General features: G+C 75.3%; 13 protein-coding genes and 1 pseudogene. 5 read left to right on the top strand and 9 right to left on the bottom strand.

Annotated elements, in window-relative coordinates:
• The first annotated feature begins 7 nt into the window (after window positions 1-7).
• The 3 genes from J1792_RS26650 (at window position 8) to J1792_RS26640 (ending at window position 2,707) form a co-directional block, all read left to right on the top strand.
• Window positions 8-808 (top strand): SDR family oxidoreductase, encoded by an 801-nt coding sequence (locus J1792_RS26650; RefSeq protein ID WP_086570680.1) that lies wholly within the window; start codon window positions 8-10, stop codon window positions 806-808.
• A gap of 30 nt (window positions 809-838) precedes the next feature.
• Complete coding sequence (locus tag J1792_RS26645; RefSeq protein WP_086570683.1) at window positions 839-1,453, top strand: TetR/AcrR family transcriptional regulator; 615 nt, start codon at window positions 839-841, stop codon at window positions 1,451-1,453.
• Window positions 1,454-1,549: 96 nt separating this feature from the next.
• Window positions 1,550-2,707, top strand: coding sequence for an acetyl-CoA C-acetyltransferase (locus J1792_RS26640; RefSeq protein ID WP_086570682.1), 1,158 nt, complete (start codon window positions 1,550-1,552; stop codon window positions 2,705-2,707).
• An 11-nt stretch (window positions 2,708-2,718) separates the two neighbouring features.
• Here the strand turns inward: J1792_RS26640 and J1792_RS26635 are convergent, their stop codons facing one another.
• From J1792_RS26635 to J1792_RS26620, 4 genes are read right to left on the bottom strand one after another with little or no spacing between them, the layout of a single operon-like run.
• Window positions 2,719-3,765, bottom strand: coding sequence for an NAD(P)H-dependent flavin oxidoreductase (locus tag J1792_RS26635; RefSeq protein ID WP_207248357.1), 1,047 nt, complete (start codon window positions 3,763-3,765; stop codon window positions 2,719-2,721).
• Window positions 3,762-4,526: a CoA-transferase subunit beta gene (locus J1792_RS26630; protein ID WP_086574487.1), complete on the bottom strand. Its 765-nt coding sequence runs from the start codon at window positions 4,524-4,526 to the stop codon at window positions 3,762-3,764. The genes J1792_RS26635 and J1792_RS26630 overlap by 4 nt, the downstream gene beginning before the upstream one ends.
• Complete coding sequence (locus J1792_RS26625) at window positions 4,523-5,371, bottom strand: CoA transferase subunit A (RefSeq protein WP_086574496.1); 849 nt, start codon at window positions 5,369-5,371, stop codon at window positions 4,523-4,525. The genes J1792_RS26630 and J1792_RS26625 overlap by 4 nt, the downstream gene beginning before the upstream one ends.
• 14 nt (window positions 5,372-5,385) lie before the next feature.
• On the bottom strand, window positions 5,386-6,207 hold the full coding sequence (locus tag J1792_RS26620) for an enoyl-CoA hydratase family protein (RefSeq protein ID WP_086574488.1): 822 nt from the start codon (window positions 6,205-6,207) through the stop codon (window positions 5,386-5,388).
• Between the two features lie 73 nt (window positions 6,208-6,280).
• Between J1792_RS26620 and J1792_RS26615 the strand changes: the two genes are divergently transcribed.
• Both J1792_RS26615 and J1792_RS26610 read left to right on the top strand, forming a co-directional pair.
• Window positions 6,281-7,066, top strand: a complete 786-nt coding sequence (locus tag J1792_RS26615; protein WP_242705295.1) for an SDR family oxidoreductase — start codon at window positions 6,281-6,283, stop codon at window positions 7,064-7,066.
• Window position 7,067: 1 nt separating this feature from the next.
• Window positions 7,068-7,976, top strand: a complete 909-nt coding sequence (locus J1792_RS26610; RefSeq protein ID WP_086574490.1) for an SDR family oxidoreductase — start codon at window positions 7,068-7,070, stop codon at window positions 7,974-7,976.
• 19 nt (window positions 7,977-7,995) lie between these two features.
• Here J1792_RS26610 and J1792_RS26605 read toward each other — a convergent pair whose 3' ends face one another.
• The 5 genes and pseudogenes from J1792_RS26605 to J1792_RS26585 form a co-directional block, all read right to left on the bottom strand.
• On the bottom strand, window positions 7,996-8,880 hold the full coding sequence (locus J1792_RS26605) for an ABC transporter permease (RefSeq protein WP_086574491.1): 885 nt from the start codon (window positions 8,878-8,880) through the stop codon (window positions 7,996-7,998).
• Window positions 8,877-11,588 (bottom strand): alpha/beta fold hydrolase, encoded by a 2,712-nt coding sequence (locus J1792_RS26600; RefSeq protein WP_207248356.1) that lies wholly within the window; start codon window positions 11,586-11,588, stop codon window positions 8,877-8,879. The genes J1792_RS26605 and J1792_RS26600 overlap by 4 nt, the downstream gene beginning before the upstream one ends.
• 98 nt (window positions 11,589-11,686) lie before the next feature.
• Window positions 11,687-14,725 carry an alpha-mannosidase gene (locus J1792_RS26595; RefSeq protein ID WP_207248355.1) on the bottom strand — a complete coding sequence of 1,013 codons (3,039 nt, stop codon included), beginning with the start codon at window positions 14,723-14,725 and terminating at the stop codon, window positions 11,687-11,689.
• A gap of 47 nt (window positions 14,726-14,772) precedes the next feature.
• Window positions 14,773-16,844: pseudogene (locus J1792_RS26590) on the bottom strand (endo-beta-N-acetylglucosaminidase).
• On the bottom strand, window positions 16,841-18,085 hold the full coding sequence (locus J1792_RS26585) for a glycoside hydrolase 5 family protein (RefSeq protein ID WP_207248354.1): 1,245 nt from the start codon (window positions 18,083-18,085) through the stop codon (window positions 16,841-16,843). The pseudogene J1792_RS26590 and the gene J1792_RS26585 overlap by 4 nt, the downstream one beginning before the upstream one ends.
• Between the last annotated feature and the right edge of the window lie 12 nt (window positions 18,086-18,097).

Below are 18,097 nucleotides of genomic sequence, written 5' to 3'. Positions count from 1 at the left end.
TACGGTCATGAGCAGCGTCGAGAGCTTCGGCCCGCCGCCCTGTCCCCCCGCCCACGAGCTGCTGTCCGGCCGCACCGCGGTCATCACCGCCGCCGCCGGCACCGGCATCGGAGGGGCCACCGCCCGCCGCTTCCTCGAGGAGGGCGCCGGCGTCGTCCTCGGTGACGTCCACGCCCGCCGCCTCACGCACACCGTCACCGCGCTGGCGGGGGAGTTCGGCGCGGCGCGCGTCGCCGGAACGGTCTGCGACGTCACCGACGAGACGCAGGTCGCCGCGCTCCTCGACCTCGCCGAGGAGCGGCACGGCCCCCTCGACATCCTCGTCAACAACGCCGGCCTGGGCGGCACCGCCGAGCTCGTGGACATGACCGACGAGCAGTGGGACAGGGTCCTCGACGTCACGCTCCACGGCACGTTCCGCTGCACCCGCGCCGCCCTGCGCCGCATGCGGGCGAGCGGCGCGGGCGGGACCGTCGTCAACAACGCCTCCGTCGTGGGCTGGCGCGCCCAGCGCGGCCAGGCCCACTACGCCGCCGCCAAGGCCGGCGTCATGGCGCTCACCCGCTGTGCGGCGGTGGAGGCCGCCGCCTACGGCGTACGCGTCAACGCCGTCTCGCCCAGCCTGGCCGCCCACCCCCATCTGGACCGGGTCGCCGCCCCCGGGCTGCTGGCCGAGCTGGCCCGGCGCGAGGCGTTCGGGCGGGCGGCCCAGCCGTGGGAGGTCGCCAACGTCATCGTCTTCCTGGCCAGCGGCTACTCCTCGTACATGACGGGGGAGACCGTGGCCGTCAGCAGCCAGCGCGCGTGATCGTGAAAGAACGTGACCGACAATGAGAGCGTGCCGATCAGCAAGAAGACCACCACCGACAAGCAGGCCCCCGGGCGGCGCGGGGAACTGCTCGCGACGGCGGCCGAGGTGTTCGCCGCGCAGGGCTACACCGCCACCACCGTCCGTCGCATCGCCGACGCCGCAGGCCTGCTTGCGGGCAGCCTCTACTACCACTTCGACTCCAAGGAGTCGATGCTGGACGAGATCCTCTCCACCTTCCTCGACGAGCTCTGGGCCGGCTACGACGCCGTGCTGGCCGCCCGGCTCGGGCCCCGCGAGACCCTCGAGGCGCTGGTCACCGAGTCCTTCCGGGAGATCGACCGGCACCGCGCGGCCGTCGCCATCTACCAGCGGGAGGCCAAGGACCTCGCCGGCAGGCCGCGCTTCGGCTACCTCGCCGAGTCCCAGCGGAAGTTCGAGCGGGCCTGGCTGGGCACGCTCGAACGCGGCGTCGCCGACGGGACGTTCCGCGCCGACCTCGACGTCCGCCTCGCCTACCGCTTCGTGCGCGACACGGTGTGGGTGGCGGCGTCGTGGTACCGGCCGGGCGGCGCGCACAGCCCGGAGGAGATCGCCCGGCAGTACCTGTCGATGGTCCTGGACGGGATCGCCGTACGCACCTAGAGCCGCACGCACCTGGAGCCGCACGAACCCAGAGCTGTTCGCACCAAGAGCCGCACGAACCCGGAGCCGTACGAACCGAGCACCGAGGAGCAGGCCATGGCCGAGGCATACATCGTCGAAGCGGTCCGCACACCCGTCGGCAGGCGGGGCGGCGGCCTGAGCGCCGTCCACCCGGCCGACCTGGGCGCGCATGCGCTGCGGGCGCTGATGGACCGCACGGGCGTGGACCCGGCCGCGGTGGAGGACGTCGTCCTCGGCTGCCTCGACGCGGTCGGGCCGCAGGCCGGCGACATCGCCCGCACGAGCTGGCTGGCGGCGGGCCTGCCGGAGGAGGTGCCCGGCGTCACCGTCGACCGGCAGTGCGGTTCGGGCCAGCAGGCCGTCCACTTCGCCGCCCAGGCCGTGCTCTCCGGCACCCAGGACCTCGTCGTGGCGGGCGGGGTGCAGAACATGTCGCAGATCCCCATCGCCTACGCCGCCCGCCGGGCCACCGAGCCGCTGGGCCTGGCGCAGGGCCCGTTCGCGGGCTCCCGTGGCTGGCGGGAACGCTACGGCGACCGGCCCGTCGACCAGTTCCACGGCGCCGAACTCATCGCCCACAAATGGGGGATCACCCGGGGGCGGATGGAGGAGTTCGCCCTCGCCTCGCACCGAAGGGCGGTGCGCGCCGCCGACGAGGGCCGCTTCGACCGCGAGATCGCCCCCTACGGCGGCATGACCGCCGACGAGGGACCGCGCCGGGACACCACCCTGGAGAGGATGGCCGCCCTCGAGCCCGTGGTGTCCGGCGGGCGGCTGACAGCGGCCCTCTCCTCTCAGATATCCGACGGCGCCGCCGTCCTGCTGCTGGCCGGCGAGCGCGCCGTGCGGGACCACGGCCTGACCCCGCGCGCCCGGATCCACCATCTGTCCGTCCGCGGCGAGGACCCCATCCGCATGCTGACCGCGCCGATCCCCGCGACCGCGTACGCGCTGAAGAGGGCCGGCATGACGCTCGACGACATCGACCTCGTCGAGATCAACGAGGCGTTCGCGTCCGTGGTGCTGGCCTGGATCCACGAGACCGGCGCCGACCCCGGCCGGGTCAACGTCAACGGTGGCGCGATCTCCCTCGGCCACCCGCTGGGCGCGAGCGGCGCCCGGCTGATGACCACGCTCCTGTACGAACTGGAGCGCACCGGCGGCCGCTACGGCCTGCAGGTGATGTGCGAGGGCGGCGGCCAGGCCAACGTCACGATCATCGAACGGCTCTGAGCGGCGGAGGCCTACGGGGTGGCCAGGCGGCGCAGCGTCCCGTGCGCCTCCGCCATGATCGACTCGAGCAGCTCGGCGCACGAGGGCAGGTCCTCGATCACCCCCGCCACCTGCCCGGCGGACATCACGCCGAGGTCGGTGCGGCCCTCCACCATCGCGGCCCTGAGCAGCACCGGCGTGTTCGCCGCCAGCAGGACCCGGCCCCAGGACAGGTCCGTGCCGCGCCGCATGGCCAGGCCGTCGCGCAGCATGCTCCGGGCGCTCATGCCCGAGAGCCGGCGGAAGGCGGCGGCGTGCCGCAGGGCCCGCAGCAGCGTGCCCACGCGGCCCGCGCGCTCGAGCGAGGCGACGAACGGTGTGCGCAGCACGCGGTGCGGGAGGCCGTCGACCTTGGTGGTGACGGTGACGTCCGTGACCGACGCGGCGAGGTAGGCGGCCTTCACCGCCGCCGGGACGGTGCTGTCGGAGGTGAGCAGGAAGCGGGTGCCCATGGCGATGCCGCAGGCGCCGTAGGCGAGGGCCGCGACCAGGCCGCGCCCGTCGCGGAAGCCGCCGGCGGCCACGACGGGGACCCCGACCGCGTCCACCACCTGGGGGACGAGCACCGACGTCGCCACCCGCCCGGTGTGCCCGCCGCCCTCGCCGCCCTGCACGACGAGCGCGTCCGCGCCCCAGGCCGCCACCTTCTCGGCGTGCCGCCGGGCCCCGACGGACGGCATGACGAGGACCCCGGCGTCCTTGAGCCGGGCGATCAGCTCCCGGGAGGGCGCCAGTGCGAAGGACGCGACCCGCACCCCCTCCTCGACGAGGATCCGTACGCGCTCGGCGGCGTCGCCCGCGTCCGCCCGCAGGTTCACCCCGAACGGGCGGTCCGTGCGCGAGCGCACCTCGCGCACGGCCGCCCGCAGCCGGTCGGGGGACATGGTCGCGGACCCCAGGATGCCGAGCGCCCCCGCCTCGGCCGCCGCGGTCACCAGGCGGGGGCCGGCCACCCAGCCCATGCCGGTCTGCACGACCGGGTACCGGACGCCCACCAGCTCGGTCAGCGCGGTCCTCACGCCGGCACCTCGCGGTCGCGCAGCGCGGCCGGGTCGAGGACCTCGCGGATCAGGCGCAGTTCGGCGGCCGTGGGGTCGCGGGTGCGCTGGACGTCCGGGGGGACGTCCAGCGGGAACCCCGTGGCCGCCCGCACCTCCTCGGCGGTGACGCCGGGGTGCAGGGAGCGCACGCGCATCGTCCGGTCGGGGGTCTCGAAGTCGAGCACGGCGAGGTCGGTGACGACGCGCGGGATGCGGTGGAAGCGGGCGGCGGAGGGGCCGGCGGCCGCCGCCCGGTCGTAGCCGACGCCGCTGACCATGTCGACGCGCTCGACCAGGACGCGGGGGGAGTGCCGGGGGATCCAGTAACTGGTCGGGTGGTTGAGGGTGTTGGCGGGCGCGCCGCGCACGCCGATCAGCTGACGGGCCGGGCGGCGCCAGTCGCCGACGCAGCTGATGTTCTGGTTGCCGTGCCGGTCCAGCTGGCTCGCGCCCATCATCACGTGCCGCCTCCCGCCGGCGACCAGCGCCAGGTGACTGCGGTAGGGCAGCCAGCCCTCGATCACCCGCGGCCTCGCCCCCAGCGCGGGGACGTCGGCGGCCAGCATCGCCTCGCCGTCCGTCAGCAGCAGCTCCGGCGCGAAGGTGAGCTTGGCCAGCCGGGCGCCGGCCGTGGGCACCACGCCGCCCATCGGGCTCGCCAGGATCTCGCCGTCGCCGCGCCAGGCCTCCGCGCAGGCCACCACGCACACCTCGGCCCTGGTCGCCACGGCGCTGCTCACGACGCCTCCCGCACGCTGTCGGCGACCGCTGCGCGGTAGTCCTCCTCGTCCCCGGACAGGAAACGCTCAGCGAACTCCCGCCAGGCGTCCGGGTCCGCCGCGGCCTTGGCGTACGCCGTCTGGAAGGCCTCGTCCCGTCCGTAGTCCGGCGCGCAGGAGGTGAAGTGGGCGCCGCCCGGCGCCTCGACGACGCCCGTGACGCAGTGCCGCTGCACCAGCAGCGTCTGGGGGCCGCCGGCCGCCGCGAACTCCTCGGTGTCCACGACGCGTTCGCAGGAGACGTACGCCTCGCGCGCGGCCTCGCAGAAGAGGTCGTCGAAGTACGGGTCCGGGCCCAGGTACTGGGCGTTTCCGTGCGCGTCGGCGCGGTTGAGGTGGACGAGGGCCGCGTCGAGGGTGAGCGCGGGGACGGCCACCAGCTCCTCGCCGTCCGCGTACGGCGAGGTGACCGTCCGCAGCGTGGGGTTGACCCGCATCACGTCCGAGCCCAGCCCGGCCCGCACCGGCAGGAACGGCAACCGGTGGGCGGCGGCCGTGAGCCCCCACATGAACATGGACTCGTCCAGCTCCATCAGCTCCAGCTCGCCGCGCTGCCGGGCCGCGCGGAAGTGCGGTTCGAGGGGGATCGAGTCGAGCGTGGCGAAGGAGGCGACGAGTTTGCGGATCCGTCCGGCCGCCGCCAGCAGGCCCACGTCCGGGCCGCCGTAGGAGACCACGGTGAGGTCGGTGAGGTCGGAGCGGAGGAGGGCCCGGACCAGCGCCATCGGCTTGCGGCGCGAGCCCCAGCCGCCGATGCCTATCGTCATGCCGCTCTCCAGCCGGCCGACGGCCTCGTCGGCGGTCATCGTCTTGTCGGCGGTCACGACCGCTCCCTTCCCGCGCTCCCCGGCGCTGTGCCGGTCGTGGCCGTTCCGGTCGTCGCCGAGCCCGTCGTCGCCGTTCCGCCGGAGACGAACGCGTCGCGATGGCGGTCGGCGACGCCGGTCAGGCTCGCCTCGAAGGTGAAGCCCTGCTCGTAGCGGTAGCTGCGGTGCACGTCGACGGGGTCGATGCCGTTGAGCGCGGCCTTGGCCAGCCGCAGTAACGACCCGTCCTTGGCCGCGATCTCCCGGGCCAGCACCAGGGCCGCCGCCATCAGCTCCCCGCGCGGCACCACCCGCCACACCGCGCCGTGCCGGTGCAGTTCGCGGGCGGTGACCGTGCGGGAGGTGTAGTAGAGCGTGCGCATCAGGTGCTGGGGGACGAGCCGGGCCAGGTGGGTGGCGGCGCCCAGGGCGCCCCGGTCCAGCTCGGGCAGGCCGAACGTGGCGTCGTCGGAGGCGACGACCGCGTCGGCGTTGCCGGCCAGGCCGACGCCGCCGCCGAGGCAGAAGCCCTGCACGGCGGCCACGACCGGGACCTCGCAGTCGTAGACGGCGGAGAAGGCGGCGGAGCAGCCGTGGTTGGCGCCCACCAGGGCCCGGTGGCCGGGCACGCGCTGCAGTTCCTTGATGTCCACACCGGCGTTGAAGCCGCGCCCGGCGGCGGCGAGGACCACGCAGCGGGTGCCGGCGTCGCCGCCCGCGGCGCGGACGGCGTCGGCCAGTTCGTACCAGCCGCGCACGGGAAGGGCGTTGACCGGCGGGAAGTCGACGGTGACGACGGCGATGCCCGGTTCGGGGCGTGCGGTGGAGACGCTCATCGGCTACCTTTCCACCAAACGTTTGTTAGGTGCGACGGTAGCAGCGGACCCACGGCCGCGGGAGGTACCCGAAGTGGTCAGCGCACCACGCCCGGACGGCCGCGTCGCCGTCGTCACCGGCGGCACCCGCGGCGTCGGCGCGGGCATCGCCCGCGCGTTCCTGCGCGCCGGCACGGACGTCGTCGTCTGCGCCCGCAGACCGCCCGGACAACCGGTCGCGGCGGCCGGCCGCACGGCCCGCTTCCTGCCGGTGGACCTGCGCGAACCCGCCGCCGTCCAGGCCCTCTTCGACCAGGTGGCCGGCGACCACGGAAGACTGGACGTGCTGGTGAACAACGCCGGCGGCACGCCCCACCGGCGGCTCGACGAGGCGGACCCCGAGCGCCACCTGCGCGTCATCGACCTCAACCTCACCGCGGCGCTCACGGCCTCCCTCGCCGCCCACCGGCTCATGCGCGGCCGGCGCGGGGGCGGCTGCGTCCTGATGGTCGGCAGCGTGAGCGGCACCCGCCCCTCGCCCGGCACCGCCGCCTACGGCGCGGCCAAGGCCGGCCTGGAGAACCTCGCGCGCACCATGGCCGTGGAATGGGCCCCGGCCGTACGCGTCAACACGCTCGTCCTGGGCATGGTGCGCACCGAGTCCGCCGCCGCGCACTACGGCGACGCACACGGCGTCGCCGCCGTCGCCCGGACCGTGCCCGCCGGGCGCCTCGCCGAGCCCGACGAGATCGGCGAGGCCGCCGTGTTCCTCGCCTCCGACCGCGCCGCGTACATCACCGGCGCCAGCCTGCTCGTCCACGGCGGCGGCGAACGCCCGGCCTTCCTGGACGCCGCGCACACCGACCATGGGGAGCCGTGAGATGACCGGAATCTGCTCCGGGCACGTCGCCGTCGTCACCGGGGCCGGGCGGGGCCTGGGCCGGGCGCACGCGCTGGCGCTCGCCGCCGAGGGCGCGCGCGTCGTCGTCAACGACCTGGGCGCCGGGCCCGACGGGCAGGGCACGTCCGCCGACCCCGCGCAGGAGGTGGCCGACGAGATACGGGCGCGCGGCGGCGAAGCCGTCGCCCACCGCGGCGACATCGCCACCGGCGAGGGGGCCGCTTCCCTCGTCACCGCCGCGCTGGAGACGTTCGGACGGCTCGACGCGCTGGTCAACAACGCCGGGTTCGTGCGCGACCGCATGCTCGTCAACCTGGACGAGGACGACTGGGACGCGGTCGTCCGCGTCCACCTCAAGGGCCACTTCCTGCCCCTGCGGCACGCCGCCGCGCACTGGCGGGCGGAGGCCAAGGCCGATCGCGGGCCGCACGCCCGCGTGGTCAACACCACCTCGGGCGCCGGGCTGCTGGGGAGCGTGGGCCAGGGGAACTACGCGGCGGCCAAGGCGGGGATCGTCGGCCTGACGCTCGTCGCCGCCGCCGAACTGGGGCGCTACGGCGTCCAGGTCAACGCCGTCGCCCCCGCCGCCCGGACCCGTATGACGGAGAACGTCTTCCCCGAGGCCATGGCCGCGCCACCGGACGGGACCTTCGACGCCATGGCACCGGCCAACGTCTCGCCGCTCGTCGTATGGCTCGCCTCCGCCGGCTCCGCCGGGGTCACCGGCCAGGTCTTCGAGGCGGAAGCCGGGCGCATCACGGTCATGGAGGGCTGGCACCCCGGGCCGACGGCCGACAAGGGCGACCGCTGGGCGCCGGCCGAGGCGGGGGAGGCGGTACGGCGACTCCTGGCGGGAGCCCGCCGGGCCCGGCCGGCGTACGGGGCGTAGCGCCCCGGCCGGCCGGCCCTCAGGACACCACGTCCTTGCCCCGGAAGTGCCGGAACGCGAAGGCGAACAGCACCACCGCGTACGCCACCGACACCGCCGTCCCCTTCACCATCCCGCCCCACTCCGGGTGCGGCTGGAGCGCGTCGGCCCACGCGTACTGCCAGTGGGCCGGCAGCAGGTCGCGCCAGTGCCCCAGCGCCGTGACCGCGTCCAGGACGTTGCCGACGATGGTCAGCCCCATCGCCCCGCCCACCGCGCCCAGCGGCGCGTCGGTGACCGTCGACAGCCAGAACGCCAGCGCGGCCGTGACCAGCTGGCCGACGAACACATAGGCCACGACGACCGCCAGCCGGCCCGTCGCCGTGCCCGCCTCCAGCGAGCCGCCGGTGGGGATCCGCAGCGGCCCCCACCCGTAGGCCGCCGTGCCCGCCGCCAGCGCCACCAGCGGAAGCAGCGCCATCGCGGCCGCGCTGAACCCCAGCGCCACCGTCAGCTTGCTCAGCAGCAGCCGGGCGCGCGGCACCGGGGCCGCCAGCAGATAACGCAGCGACGACCAGCTCGCCTCCGACGCCACGGCGTCGCCGCAGAACAGCGCCACCGGCACCACGAGCAGAAAGCCCGCCGAGACGAACAGCGCGGTGGCCGCGAAGTTCACTCCCGAGGCCGTGGCCGTGTCCATCAGCGTCACCCGGTTGTTGCGCCCGCCCGGATCCCCGCCGATCGCGAAGGCCGCGATGAGGACGAACGGCAGCACGGCCAGCACCGCCCCCATCACCAGGGTGCGGCGCCGGCGCAGCTGACGCGCCGCCTCCACCCGCAGCGGCAGGGTGCGCCGCGCACGGTAGCCGGGGGCGGACTCCGGGGCCGGGGCCGCCGCCGTGCCGGAAGTAGTCGCCGAGCTCATGCCGAGCCTCCGATCAGGGTCAGGAACGCGTCCTCCAGCCGTCGGTGCGGGCCCACGCTCGCCACCGGGATCTCCAGCCGGACCAGTTCCGCCAGCAGTTCCGGCGCGGTCGCGCCGTCGAGCCGTACGAGCAGGCCCTCGTCGGTCCGTACCGCCGAGGCCACGCCCGGCAGGGCCGCCACCTTGTCGGCCATCACCTCCGACAGCCGGCCCGCGACGCCCACCAGCAGCGTGTCGCCCGAACCGACGATCTCCGCCACCGGCCCGGCGCTCACCAGCCGCCCGCGGTCCATGACGACCAGGTGGGTGCAGGACTGCTCGACCTCCGCGAGCAGATGGCTGGAGACGATGACGGTACGCCCGGCGGCCGCGTAGCGGATCATCACCTCCCGCATCTCCCGGATCTGCGGCGGGTCCAGGCCGTTGGTCGGCTCGTCCAGGATCAGCAGGTCCGGCAGGCCGAGCATGGCCTGCGCGATCGCCAGGCGCTGCCGCATGCCCTGGGAGTACGTGCGCACGGCCCGCTCCAGCGCCGGGCCCAGGCCCGCGATCTCCAGCGCCTCGTCGACGTGCGCGTCCTCGGCCGGCCGGCCCGTCGCCCGCCAGTACAGGTCCAGATTGGCCCGGCCCGACAGGTGCGGAAGGAACCCGGCGCCCTCCACGAAGGCCCCCACCCGCGACAGCACGGGCGCGCCCGGGCGGATGGCGTGTCCGAAGACGCGGATCTCGCCCGCGTCGGGGCGGATGAGACCCATGAGCATGCGCAGCGTGGTCGTCTTGCCCGCGCCGTTCGGCCCGAGCAGGCCCAGCACCTGGCCGCGCTCGACCCGGAACGACAGATCCCGCACGGCGTACCGGTCGGCCGACTTGGCGTAGCGCTTGCCCAGCCCGGTGATCTGCAGCGGGACGTCGGCCAGCGCCGGGTCCGGCGGCGGCGTGGCGGCGCGCCTGCGGCCCGTCAGCAGGACCATCGCCGCGACCGCGACGCCGCCCAGCGGCAGCCCCCACGTCCACCACGGCAGCCCGGACGCGGCCGTCCGCACACCGGGAGCCGTCGGTACGCTCAGGCCGTCGCCCGCCAGGGAGACGGTGTACGCGGCCGGCCGCACCGGCGAGGCGTAGCCGAGGTCGGTGGCGGCGAGCACCAGCCGCATCCGGTGGCCGGCCTCGAAGGTGTGGTCGACGGCCGGCAGCCGCAGCTCGACCGTGCGGCCCTTCTCGGCGCCGGTGACGCGCACGGGGGTGACGAGCTGTCCGGGCAGCTGCTGCTGCCCGTTCGGGCCGACGTCGTAGACCTTCGCGAACAGCACCGCCTCGCCGGTGTCCGAGGCCACCTTCACGGTGGCGGTGGGCGAGCCGGTGAGGTGCACGCCCTCGGTGAGCCTGCCGGAGTCGAAGCGGGCGTACTGGCCGGGGAAGTCGAGGGACACCCCGACGCCCAGCCCCGACAGCTGGGCGGCGGCCCCGCCGATGCCGGGCACGGCGGAGACGGCGGCCGGGTTGGCTCCGGCCGGGTTGGCGAAGGACTGCCGGCCGCCGGCCAGCGCGACCGTACGCGTCTCGTTGCGCAGCCCGGGGTAGCGGGTGCCGGCCGCGGTGCGCAGTCTTACCGCGCCGTCGGTGGTGTCGATGCCGCCGGTCCGGCTGACCCGGAACGCGGGGCCGGTGTCCGCCCCTTCGTCGTCCTTGAGGTAACGGTCGAACCACGCGCGCGTGCGCTGCTCGACGCGCTGCCGCTCGCTCGTCATGCCCGCGTCGTGGCCGCCGGAGACCCAGTCGACGGCGACGGGCGCGCCGTTGCGGCGGATGGCCCGGGCCGCCGCGTCGGCCTGGTCGAGGGGGAAGAGGGAGTCGTTCTGCCCCTGCACGAGCAGCGTGGGGACCTTGATGCGGTCCGCCACGGCGGAGGGGCTGCGGCGCTCGAGCAGTTCACGGGCGGCCGCGTCGGGCCGGCCGGCCACGGCCACCCGCTCGTACATCTCGCACAGGCTCTTCTCGAACCGCCCGCAGCCGGATCCGGCCGGGCCGGCCGACGCCTTGCCGGCGGCGCCCGGGGAGCCGGTGACGGTGGAGCCGGTGGTGAAGAAGATGCCGGCCCACAGCCGCTTGAACACCTCGCCCGGGAAGAGGGAGTCGGCGAGGTTCCAGTAGGTGATCTGCGGGGCGATGGCGTCGACGCGCTTGTCGTGCCCGGCCGCGAGGAGGGCGACCGCGCCGCCGTAGGAGGCGCCCGCGATGCCCACGCGCGGGTCGCCCGCCCGGTCCAGGCGCACCTCCGGCCGCCGCGCCAGCCAGTCGACGAGCCGGCTGACGTCGGCGACCTCGTGGCCGGGGTCGTTGAGACCGATGCGGCCGGAGGACCGGCCGAAGCCGCGCGCGGACCAGGTCAGCACCGCGTAGCCCTCGCGGGCCAGGTCCTCCGCCTGGGCCCGCAGGTCGTCCTTGCTGCCGCCGAAGCCGTGGGCGAGCAGGACCGCTGGCCGGCGGCCCGGGCCGCCGGAGGTGAAGAACGAGGTGTCGACGCGGACGCCGCCCTTGCCGTCGCCGGGCTCTTCGTCCATGGCGATCAGCCGGTCCTCGCGGTGCACGGGGGGATCGTCGCCGGTGGCCGAGGCCACCGTCCAGGTGCCGGCGCCGGCGAGCACGGCGCCGGCGGCCAGGGCGGCCACCAGCCGCCGCCCGCGCGGGCGAGGGAGACGCAGCTTCATGTTCGAATGCTAAGCGGAGCCGCCTTCCCCCTCGCCGCCCGCCCAGCCGGCCGGGCATGTTGTCGCACCGTCACCCCGGGGCGAAGGGCGCGCACGCCTCAGGCCCGCCGCAGCCGCAGGGTGACGATCTCGAACGGCCGCAACGACAGCGCGAGGCCGCCGTCCTCGGCCGCGAGCGTGCTCACGGGCCGCTCCAGCAGGTCGCAGACCGAGGCCTCCGCCACCGGGAAGGCGGCGGTCAGCCGTGTGACGGCCCGCCCGCCCAGCGACTCGTACAGCCGCACCACGACGTCCCCGCCGCCGTCGTCCGCCAGCTTCACCGCCGAGACGACCACCGCCTCGTTCCCCACGGCCACCAGCGGCTCCACGCCGGAGGAGCCGGGCACCCGCCGCTCGGGCAGATTGACGCGGTAGCCCTCCTGTACGGCGTCCGCCACGGTCGCGCCCGGCACCAGGGCGTAGCGGAAGCGGTGCGTCCCCTGGTCGGTGCGCGGATCGGGGAAGCGGGGGGCGCGCAGCAGGGAGAGCCGCAGCGTCGTCGTGGTGCCCGCGTGCTCGCCCTCGCGGACCGTCCGCGACACGTCGTAGCCGTACGTCGAGTCGTTGACCAGGGCCACCCCCCACCCCGGCTCCGCCAGATGCACGAACCGGTGCGCGCAGGCCTCGAACTTCGCCGCGTCCCAGCTGGTGTTGGCGTGCGTGGGGCGGTAGAGGTGGCCGAACTGGGTCTCGGCCGCCACCCGGTCGGCGTGCACATCCAGGGGGAAGGCCGCCTTGAGGAACTTCTCCGTCTCGTGCCAGTCGACCTCCGTGTCGACGTCCAGCCGCCGCACCCCGGCGAGCAGGGTGAGCCGCTGCTCGACCCGAGAGTTCCCGAAGGCCCGCACGACCCGCACCCCGCACCCGTCGGCGGTCGCCTCCACCACCTCGGCGTCCGTCAGGTCGGTCACGGTGTTGCGGTAGAACGGATCCACGTCCCAGGCGTCCCACATGTTCGGGAAGTCCTGGTGCAGCTGCAGCAGGTTGGCCGCCGCGCCCGGTGCGACGGTCTCCCGGCCGGCCGCGAGGTCGACCACGGAGACGACCAGCCCCCGCCCGTCGATCCCGACCCGCAGCAGGCCGTTGTCGAGCTCGAACCCGCCGCTCTCGCGCGGGCGGGCGGCCGTGAGCCGCCCCCCGCCGCCGGTCGGCTCGAGGACGCCTCCGAGCGCCGGCACCCCGTCGCGCACGTGCGGCGCGGCGTTGACGACGACCGTCCCCGGGCCACCCTCCGAGCGGCCCTCGCCGCCCGTCAGGGCCGCCAGCGCGTCCGAGACGACCGCCTCCAGCTCGGCGGCCACCTCCGCGTACGTCCGCGCCGCCTCCCGGTGCACCCACGCGATCGACGTGCCCGGCAGGATGTCGTGGAACTGGTGCAGCAGGACCGTCTTCCACAGCCGGTCCAGCCGCTCGTACGGATACGGGAAGCCGGCCCGTACCGCCGCCGTCGCCGCCCACAGCTCGGCCTCGCGCAGCAGGTGCTCGCTACGGCGGTTGCCCTGCTTGGTGCGCGCCTGACTGGTGAGCGTCGCCCGGTGCAGCTCCAGATACAGCTCGCCCACCCACACCGGCGCGTGCGGGTACTCGGCGTGGGCCTTCTCGAAGAACGCCGCCGGCTTGTCGAAGCCGACCCTCGCCGACCCCTCCAGATCCGCCAGCCGCTTCGCCCGCGCCAGCATCTCCCGTGTCGTGCCGCCCCCGCCGTCGCCCCACCCGGTCGGCGCGAGGGAACGCCGCGCCCCGCCCTTCTCGCGGAAGTTGCGGGCCGCGTGCGCGACCTCCTGCCCGGAGAGCTGGGAGTTGTAGGTGTCGATCGGCGGGAAGTGGGTGAAGACCCGAGTGCCGTCCAAGCCCTCCCACCAGAACGTGTGGTGCGGGAACGTATTCGTCTGGCTCCAGGAGATCTTCTGCGTCAGGAACCACTTCGCCCCCGCGAGCCGCACCAGCTGCGGCAGCGCGGCGGAGTAGCCGAAGGTGTCCGGCAGCCACACCTCCTCCGTCTCGATCCCGAACTCCTCCAGGAAGAAGCGCTTGCCGTGCGTGAACTGCCGCGCCAGCGCCTCACCGCCGGGCATGTTGGTGTCGGACTCCACCCACATGCCGCCCACGGGCACGAAGCGGCCCTCGGCGACCGCCTTCTTCACCCGCGCGTACACCTCCGGCCGGTGCTCCTTGATCCACGCGAACTGCTGCGCCTGCGACATGGCGTAGACGAAGTCCGGCTCGTCCTCCAGCAGCGCGGTCATGTTGGAGGCGGTACGGGCGACCTTGCGCACCGTCTCGCGCAGCGGCCACAGCCACGCCGAGTCGATGTGGGAGTGCCCCACGGCGCTGAGCCGGTGCGCGGAGGCGTGCGCGGGCGCGGAGAGCACCTGAGCGAGCTCCCCGCGCGCCCGCTCCGCCGTGCCGCCGACGTCCTGCAGGTCCACCGTGTCCAGCGTCCGCTCGATCGCCCGCAGGATCTCCCAGCGGCGCGGCGAGTCCACCGGCAGCTCGGTCATCAGCTGGCCCAGCACCTCCAGGTCCTGCACCAGCTCCCACACGGTCCGGTCGAAGACCGCCAGGTCCATCCGCGCCAGGCGGTAGCGGGGGGCGTCGTCGGCCGTCTCCCGGTCGCCCAGCTCGGTCGGCACGAAGGGGTGGTAGTCCATGATCACGGGATTGGACGCGGCCTCGACGTGCAGCAGCACCCGCTCGCCGCCCGCCACGCGCTCCCCGACGCGCACCCACTGGTTGCGCGGGTTGAGGCCCTTCACCGGCGAGCCGTCCGGGCGGTAGACCAGGCCCTCGCACTGGAAACCCGGCATGTTCTCGTCGAACCCCAGGTCCAGCACGGCCTCGACCGTACGGCCCGCCCAGCGCGCCGGTACCGTCCCCGACACCGTGAACCAGCTGGTGCCCCACGCCGGCCCCCACCGCTCGCCCACCGTGATGGGCGTGCGCGGGGCCGCCAGCCCCTCCTCGACGGGCACGGGCTCGCCGGACGCGTGCCACACGGAGACGTCCAGCGGCACGGACTCGGGGTACACGGCCGGGCGGATGCGCTCCTCCAGCACCCTCGTGAGCCGGGCTTCGGTGATGGCGCGGTCGTTGTGCATGCCTCTCCTTGTCCGAGTCGTCTTGTCCGTGTTGTTTCGTCCGTGGACTACCAGCGGTACGTGACGCGAGCGGGGGCCGACGCCGTGTACAGCTCGTCCACGGCGCGCACCTCGAGGCGGGTGACCGCCTCGTCGGCCGTACGGCGCAGAGCCGGGACGTAGTAGGCATGCCCACAGGTGCCGCCCAGGAAGCGGCGCGCCCCGCCGGGCAGCACCTGGTGCAGCTCGTAGTGGCGTACGGGCGGGGCGTCCGGCCGGGACGGGGGCGGGGTCCAGGCGACGCGCAGGGCGGCGGCGCCGTCGGCGGCGCGCGCGGCCGCGGTCACGCCGGCTGCGCCCGGCCGGCCGGGCGCAGCCACCGGGGCGTCCCGCACCGCCAGGCCGCCCAGCCGCCAGCGCACCGCCCCGCCGTCCGGGGCCGTGAGCCGGACGCCCAGGGCCCGCACGGTACGGCCGCCCCGGTCGGCCGCCCCGAGCGCGCCGAGGCGCAGCGTGACGGTGCTCCAGCCGCTGCCGTCCCCGCGCGCGGTGCCGGCCGGCACGTAGGAGAAGCGGTACGGGCGCCGCTCCTCGAGCGCGACCGCCAGCTCCACGCGGACGGCCGCCGAGCCGGGGTCGGCGCGGTGGGCCAACTGCACGACGGCCGGGCCGGAGAGCGGCAGCCGCGCCGTGAACAGCTCGATCGTCGCCGGAGCGCCGAGCGTGCCGTCGACCAGGAGGCTGCTGCCGCCCCGCCAGGCGTCGGCGAAGTCGAAGCCGACCGCCGGCCGGGCGCCCTCCGTGTGGATCACCCAGCGGCGGCCGGGCAGCCGGTCCTGGAGCCCCAGGTGACTCCAGGCGCTCTCGCCGGTGCGCCGGCCCCGCTCGTACCAGCCGAGGCCGTGACCGGTGTTGAAGGTCGTCGCGAACGGCAGCGCGGTCAGCGTGGAGCGGTCCGCGACGGACGCGGCCGGGGCCCGCCACGGCCCCGCGTCGTCCGGGCGGGCCGGATCCAGCGCGTGCCCGGACCAGAAGCGGTCGTCGCGCGCGTGGAAGGCGCCGGGGGAACGCCCGCCGGAGGGCAGGCTCTTCCAGGTCCACTCGGGACGGTAGAAGCCGAACGAGGCGGTGTGCGGGGCGCCGGCCGGCACGAGCGCGTCCCAGTCGACGCGGGTGTCCCAGCCGCCCGCCTCGACGTCGATCCCGGCCCACAGCTCGTACGGGTCGCGCCCCATGCCTCGCGCGCGCTCGCCGGAGGAGAGGAGGCGGGAGCGGTCCCAGCCGAAGTTGAGGAACATCGTGTCGGCGGCGCGGAAGAACGGGGCGTTGGCGTCGTTGAGCTCGTTCTGCCAGGCGACGTCGCCGGAGACGGCCAGGGCGTCGTACCAGGTGACGCGGAGCCCGCCGCCGCGCGCCCGCAGGTACGCCACGAAGTCCCGCATGTCCGCGCCCAGCCGGGCGTCCCCGCCGCCGGTCTCGGCGTTGACGAACCAGCCGTCGAAGCCGTACGCCCGTGCCACCTCGATCAGTTTGTCGGCCACCGGGAAGTCGCCGTCCGCGCCGCGCCGGACCAGCTCGTGCGTCCACTGCAGCCGGCCGCCGTAGGCCGTGGGCGGCAGGAAGACCGTGCCCAGGACGGGCACGCCGTTGCGGTGGGCGGCGTCCACGACGGGCGCGTTGGGCGCCAGGATCAGCCCCTCGCCGGAGGAGCCGCCCCAGAAGACCAGCTCGTCGAGGTAGGCCCAGTGCGTCAGGGCGTAGAAGTCGGCCGTCTCCGACCCCTGCGAGGGGTTGCCGGAGGTGGTGGCGAAGGCGGCGAGGGCGCAGATCCGGGCCTGGCCGGTGCGGGCGGTGGGGTTGGCGGGCAGGGGAGCGAAGCGGGGGCGAGGGGGACGGTGGCCCTGTTGAAGGGCAGGTCCGGGTCCTGTTCGGGCGTCCAGGAGGCCAGGCCGCGCCAGACGACCCCGGGGCCGGGCGAGCCGTCGGGGAGGCTGTCGGGGTACCAGTAGGAGACGTACGGCCGGAGGTCCCCGGTGGCACGGGTGGTGGCCGCCGCCGAGGGCCTCGCCCCGGCCACGGGGGTGGGCGCGAGGGCGCTCGCGGCACCGGCGGCGAGGACCTCGCGGCGCGTCACGCTCATGACCCCACCTGCTCCACCGTCAGCACCTCGGTGATGCCGCGCGCCGCCAGATGTCCGGCATCGTGGGCCCGCTGGGCCAGGACGACCGCCGGCCGGACGCCGTCGGCGGCCAGCCGCATCCACGCCTCGAAGAACGCCCCGCCCGGCGCGCACACCGCCCGCGCCGGCGCCGTCTCCTCGTCGCCCGCGTCCACGGCCAGCGCCGTCCGCCGGGGCGCCGGACCCGGAGGGTCCTCCTCCCGCCACCGCCGTACGCCTCGTGAGAACGCCTCCCCGGCGGGTTTGATCCGCCGGTCGTTGGTGAACAGGCCGAGCCCGTACTCGAGCTCCGGGAAGTCCGCCAGCGCGCGGTCGACGTCATGGGAGCACCACCAGGTGATCCCCCACAGGTCCGGGCAGTCGGCCGCGGCGGCGATCGTCGCCTCGGTGAACTCCGCCGCCCGCTCCGGCGGGATGTGCGGGGCCGGCGCCCCCACCTCCTGCAACCAGACGGGCCGGCCGGGACCGGTGGCCCAGGCCTTGGACAGCTCGACGAGGTATGCCGCGTGCTGCACGGTGGCGGCGCCGCCGGGCCCGTGGCGCTGGGCGGTGCCGTTGAACACCCAGGAGTGGACCGCCGTCATCGCCCCCAGCCGCGCGGAGTGGGCGGGGGTGAAGGGATGCGTGCCGTCGTGGAAGGCGGCGTCGTACGAAGCGTGCAGATGCGCGCGCCCCGGCGCGCCCTTCTCGCACGCGTCGAGCATCCGGCGCAGCCAGCGGCCCGCCTGCGCGGGGCCGATCCGGTCGGGGTCGGGGTGCGGGGGACCGGAGAACTGGTTGAACTCGTTGCCGACGGTCATCCCGAGGAAGTGGGGCCGGTCCGCGAGCGCCCGGGCGAGGGTGGTCAGGTACGCGGCCTGGGCCTCGACGACGTCGGGATCGGTGAAGAGGCCGCGGCGGTGCCAGGTGGTGGTCCAGGAGGGCACGAAGTCGAAGCTGGAGAGGTGGCCCTGCAGCCCGTCGACGCCGACGTCGAGCCCGCGCTCACCGGCGGCGTCCACCAGCAGCGTGAGCTGCTCGACGGCACGCGGGCGGATGAGGGTGCGGTTGGGCTGGAAGAGGGGCCAGAGGGGGAAGACCCGGATGTGGTCGACGCCGAGGGCGGTGATGGAGTCCAGGTCGGCGCGGATGTCGTCCGGGGCGAAGTCGAGCCAGTGGTGGAACCAGCCCCGGGTGGGGGTGTAGTTGACGCCGAAGCGCATGAGGCGTTCCGT

The sequence above is a fragment of the Streptomyces triculaminicus genome (assembly GCF_017349075.1).
Classification (GTDB): domain Bacteria; phylum Actinomycetota; class Actinomycetes; order Streptomycetales; family Streptomycetaceae; genus Streptomyces; species Streptomyces triculaminicus.
The sequence above is the reverse complement of the archived record's forward strand: the minus strand, read 5'-3'. Positions and strand labels throughout refer to the sequence as shown.

What these genes read in the sequence shown, in the direction of transcription:
- J1792_RS26585 (WP_207248354.1), bottom strand. Translation starts at nt 18,085, where the DNA reads ATGCGCTTCGGCGTCAACTACACCCCCACCCGGGGCTGGTTCCACCAC.
- J1792_RS26595 (WP_207248355.1), bottom strand. Translation starts at nt 14,725, where the DNA reads ATGCACAACGACCGCGCCATCACCGAAGCCCGGCTCACGAGGGTGCTG.
- J1792_RS26620 (WP_086574488.1), bottom strand. Translation starts at nt 6,207, where the DNA reads ATGAGCGTCTCCACCGCACGCCCCGAACCGGGCATCGCCGTCGTCACC.
- J1792_RS26600 (WP_207248356.1), bottom strand. Translation starts at nt 11,588, where the DNA reads ATGAAGCTGCGTCTCCCTCGCCCGCGCGGGCGGCGGCTGGTGGCCGCC.
- J1792_RS26640 (WP_086570682.1), top strand. Translation starts at nt 1,550, where the DNA reads ATGGCCGAGGCATACATCGTCGAAGCGGTCCGCACACCCGTCGGCAGG.
- J1792_RS26610 (WP_086574490.1), top strand. Translation starts at nt 7,068, where the DNA reads ATGACCGGAATCTGCTCCGGGCACGTCGCCGTCGTCACCGGGGCCGGG.
- J1792_RS26650 (WP_086570680.1), top strand. Translation starts at nt 8, where the DNA reads ATGAGCAGCGTCGAGAGCTTCGGCCCGCCGCCCTGTCCCCCCGCCCAC.
- J1792_RS26605 (WP_086574491.1), bottom strand. Translation starts at nt 8,880, where the DNA reads ATGAGCTCGGCGACTACTTCCGGCACGGCGGCGGCCCCGGCCCCGGAG.
- J1792_RS26625 (WP_086574496.1), bottom strand. Translation starts at nt 5,371, where the DNA reads ATGACCGCCGACGAGGCCGTCGGCCGGCTGGAGAGCGGCATGACGATA.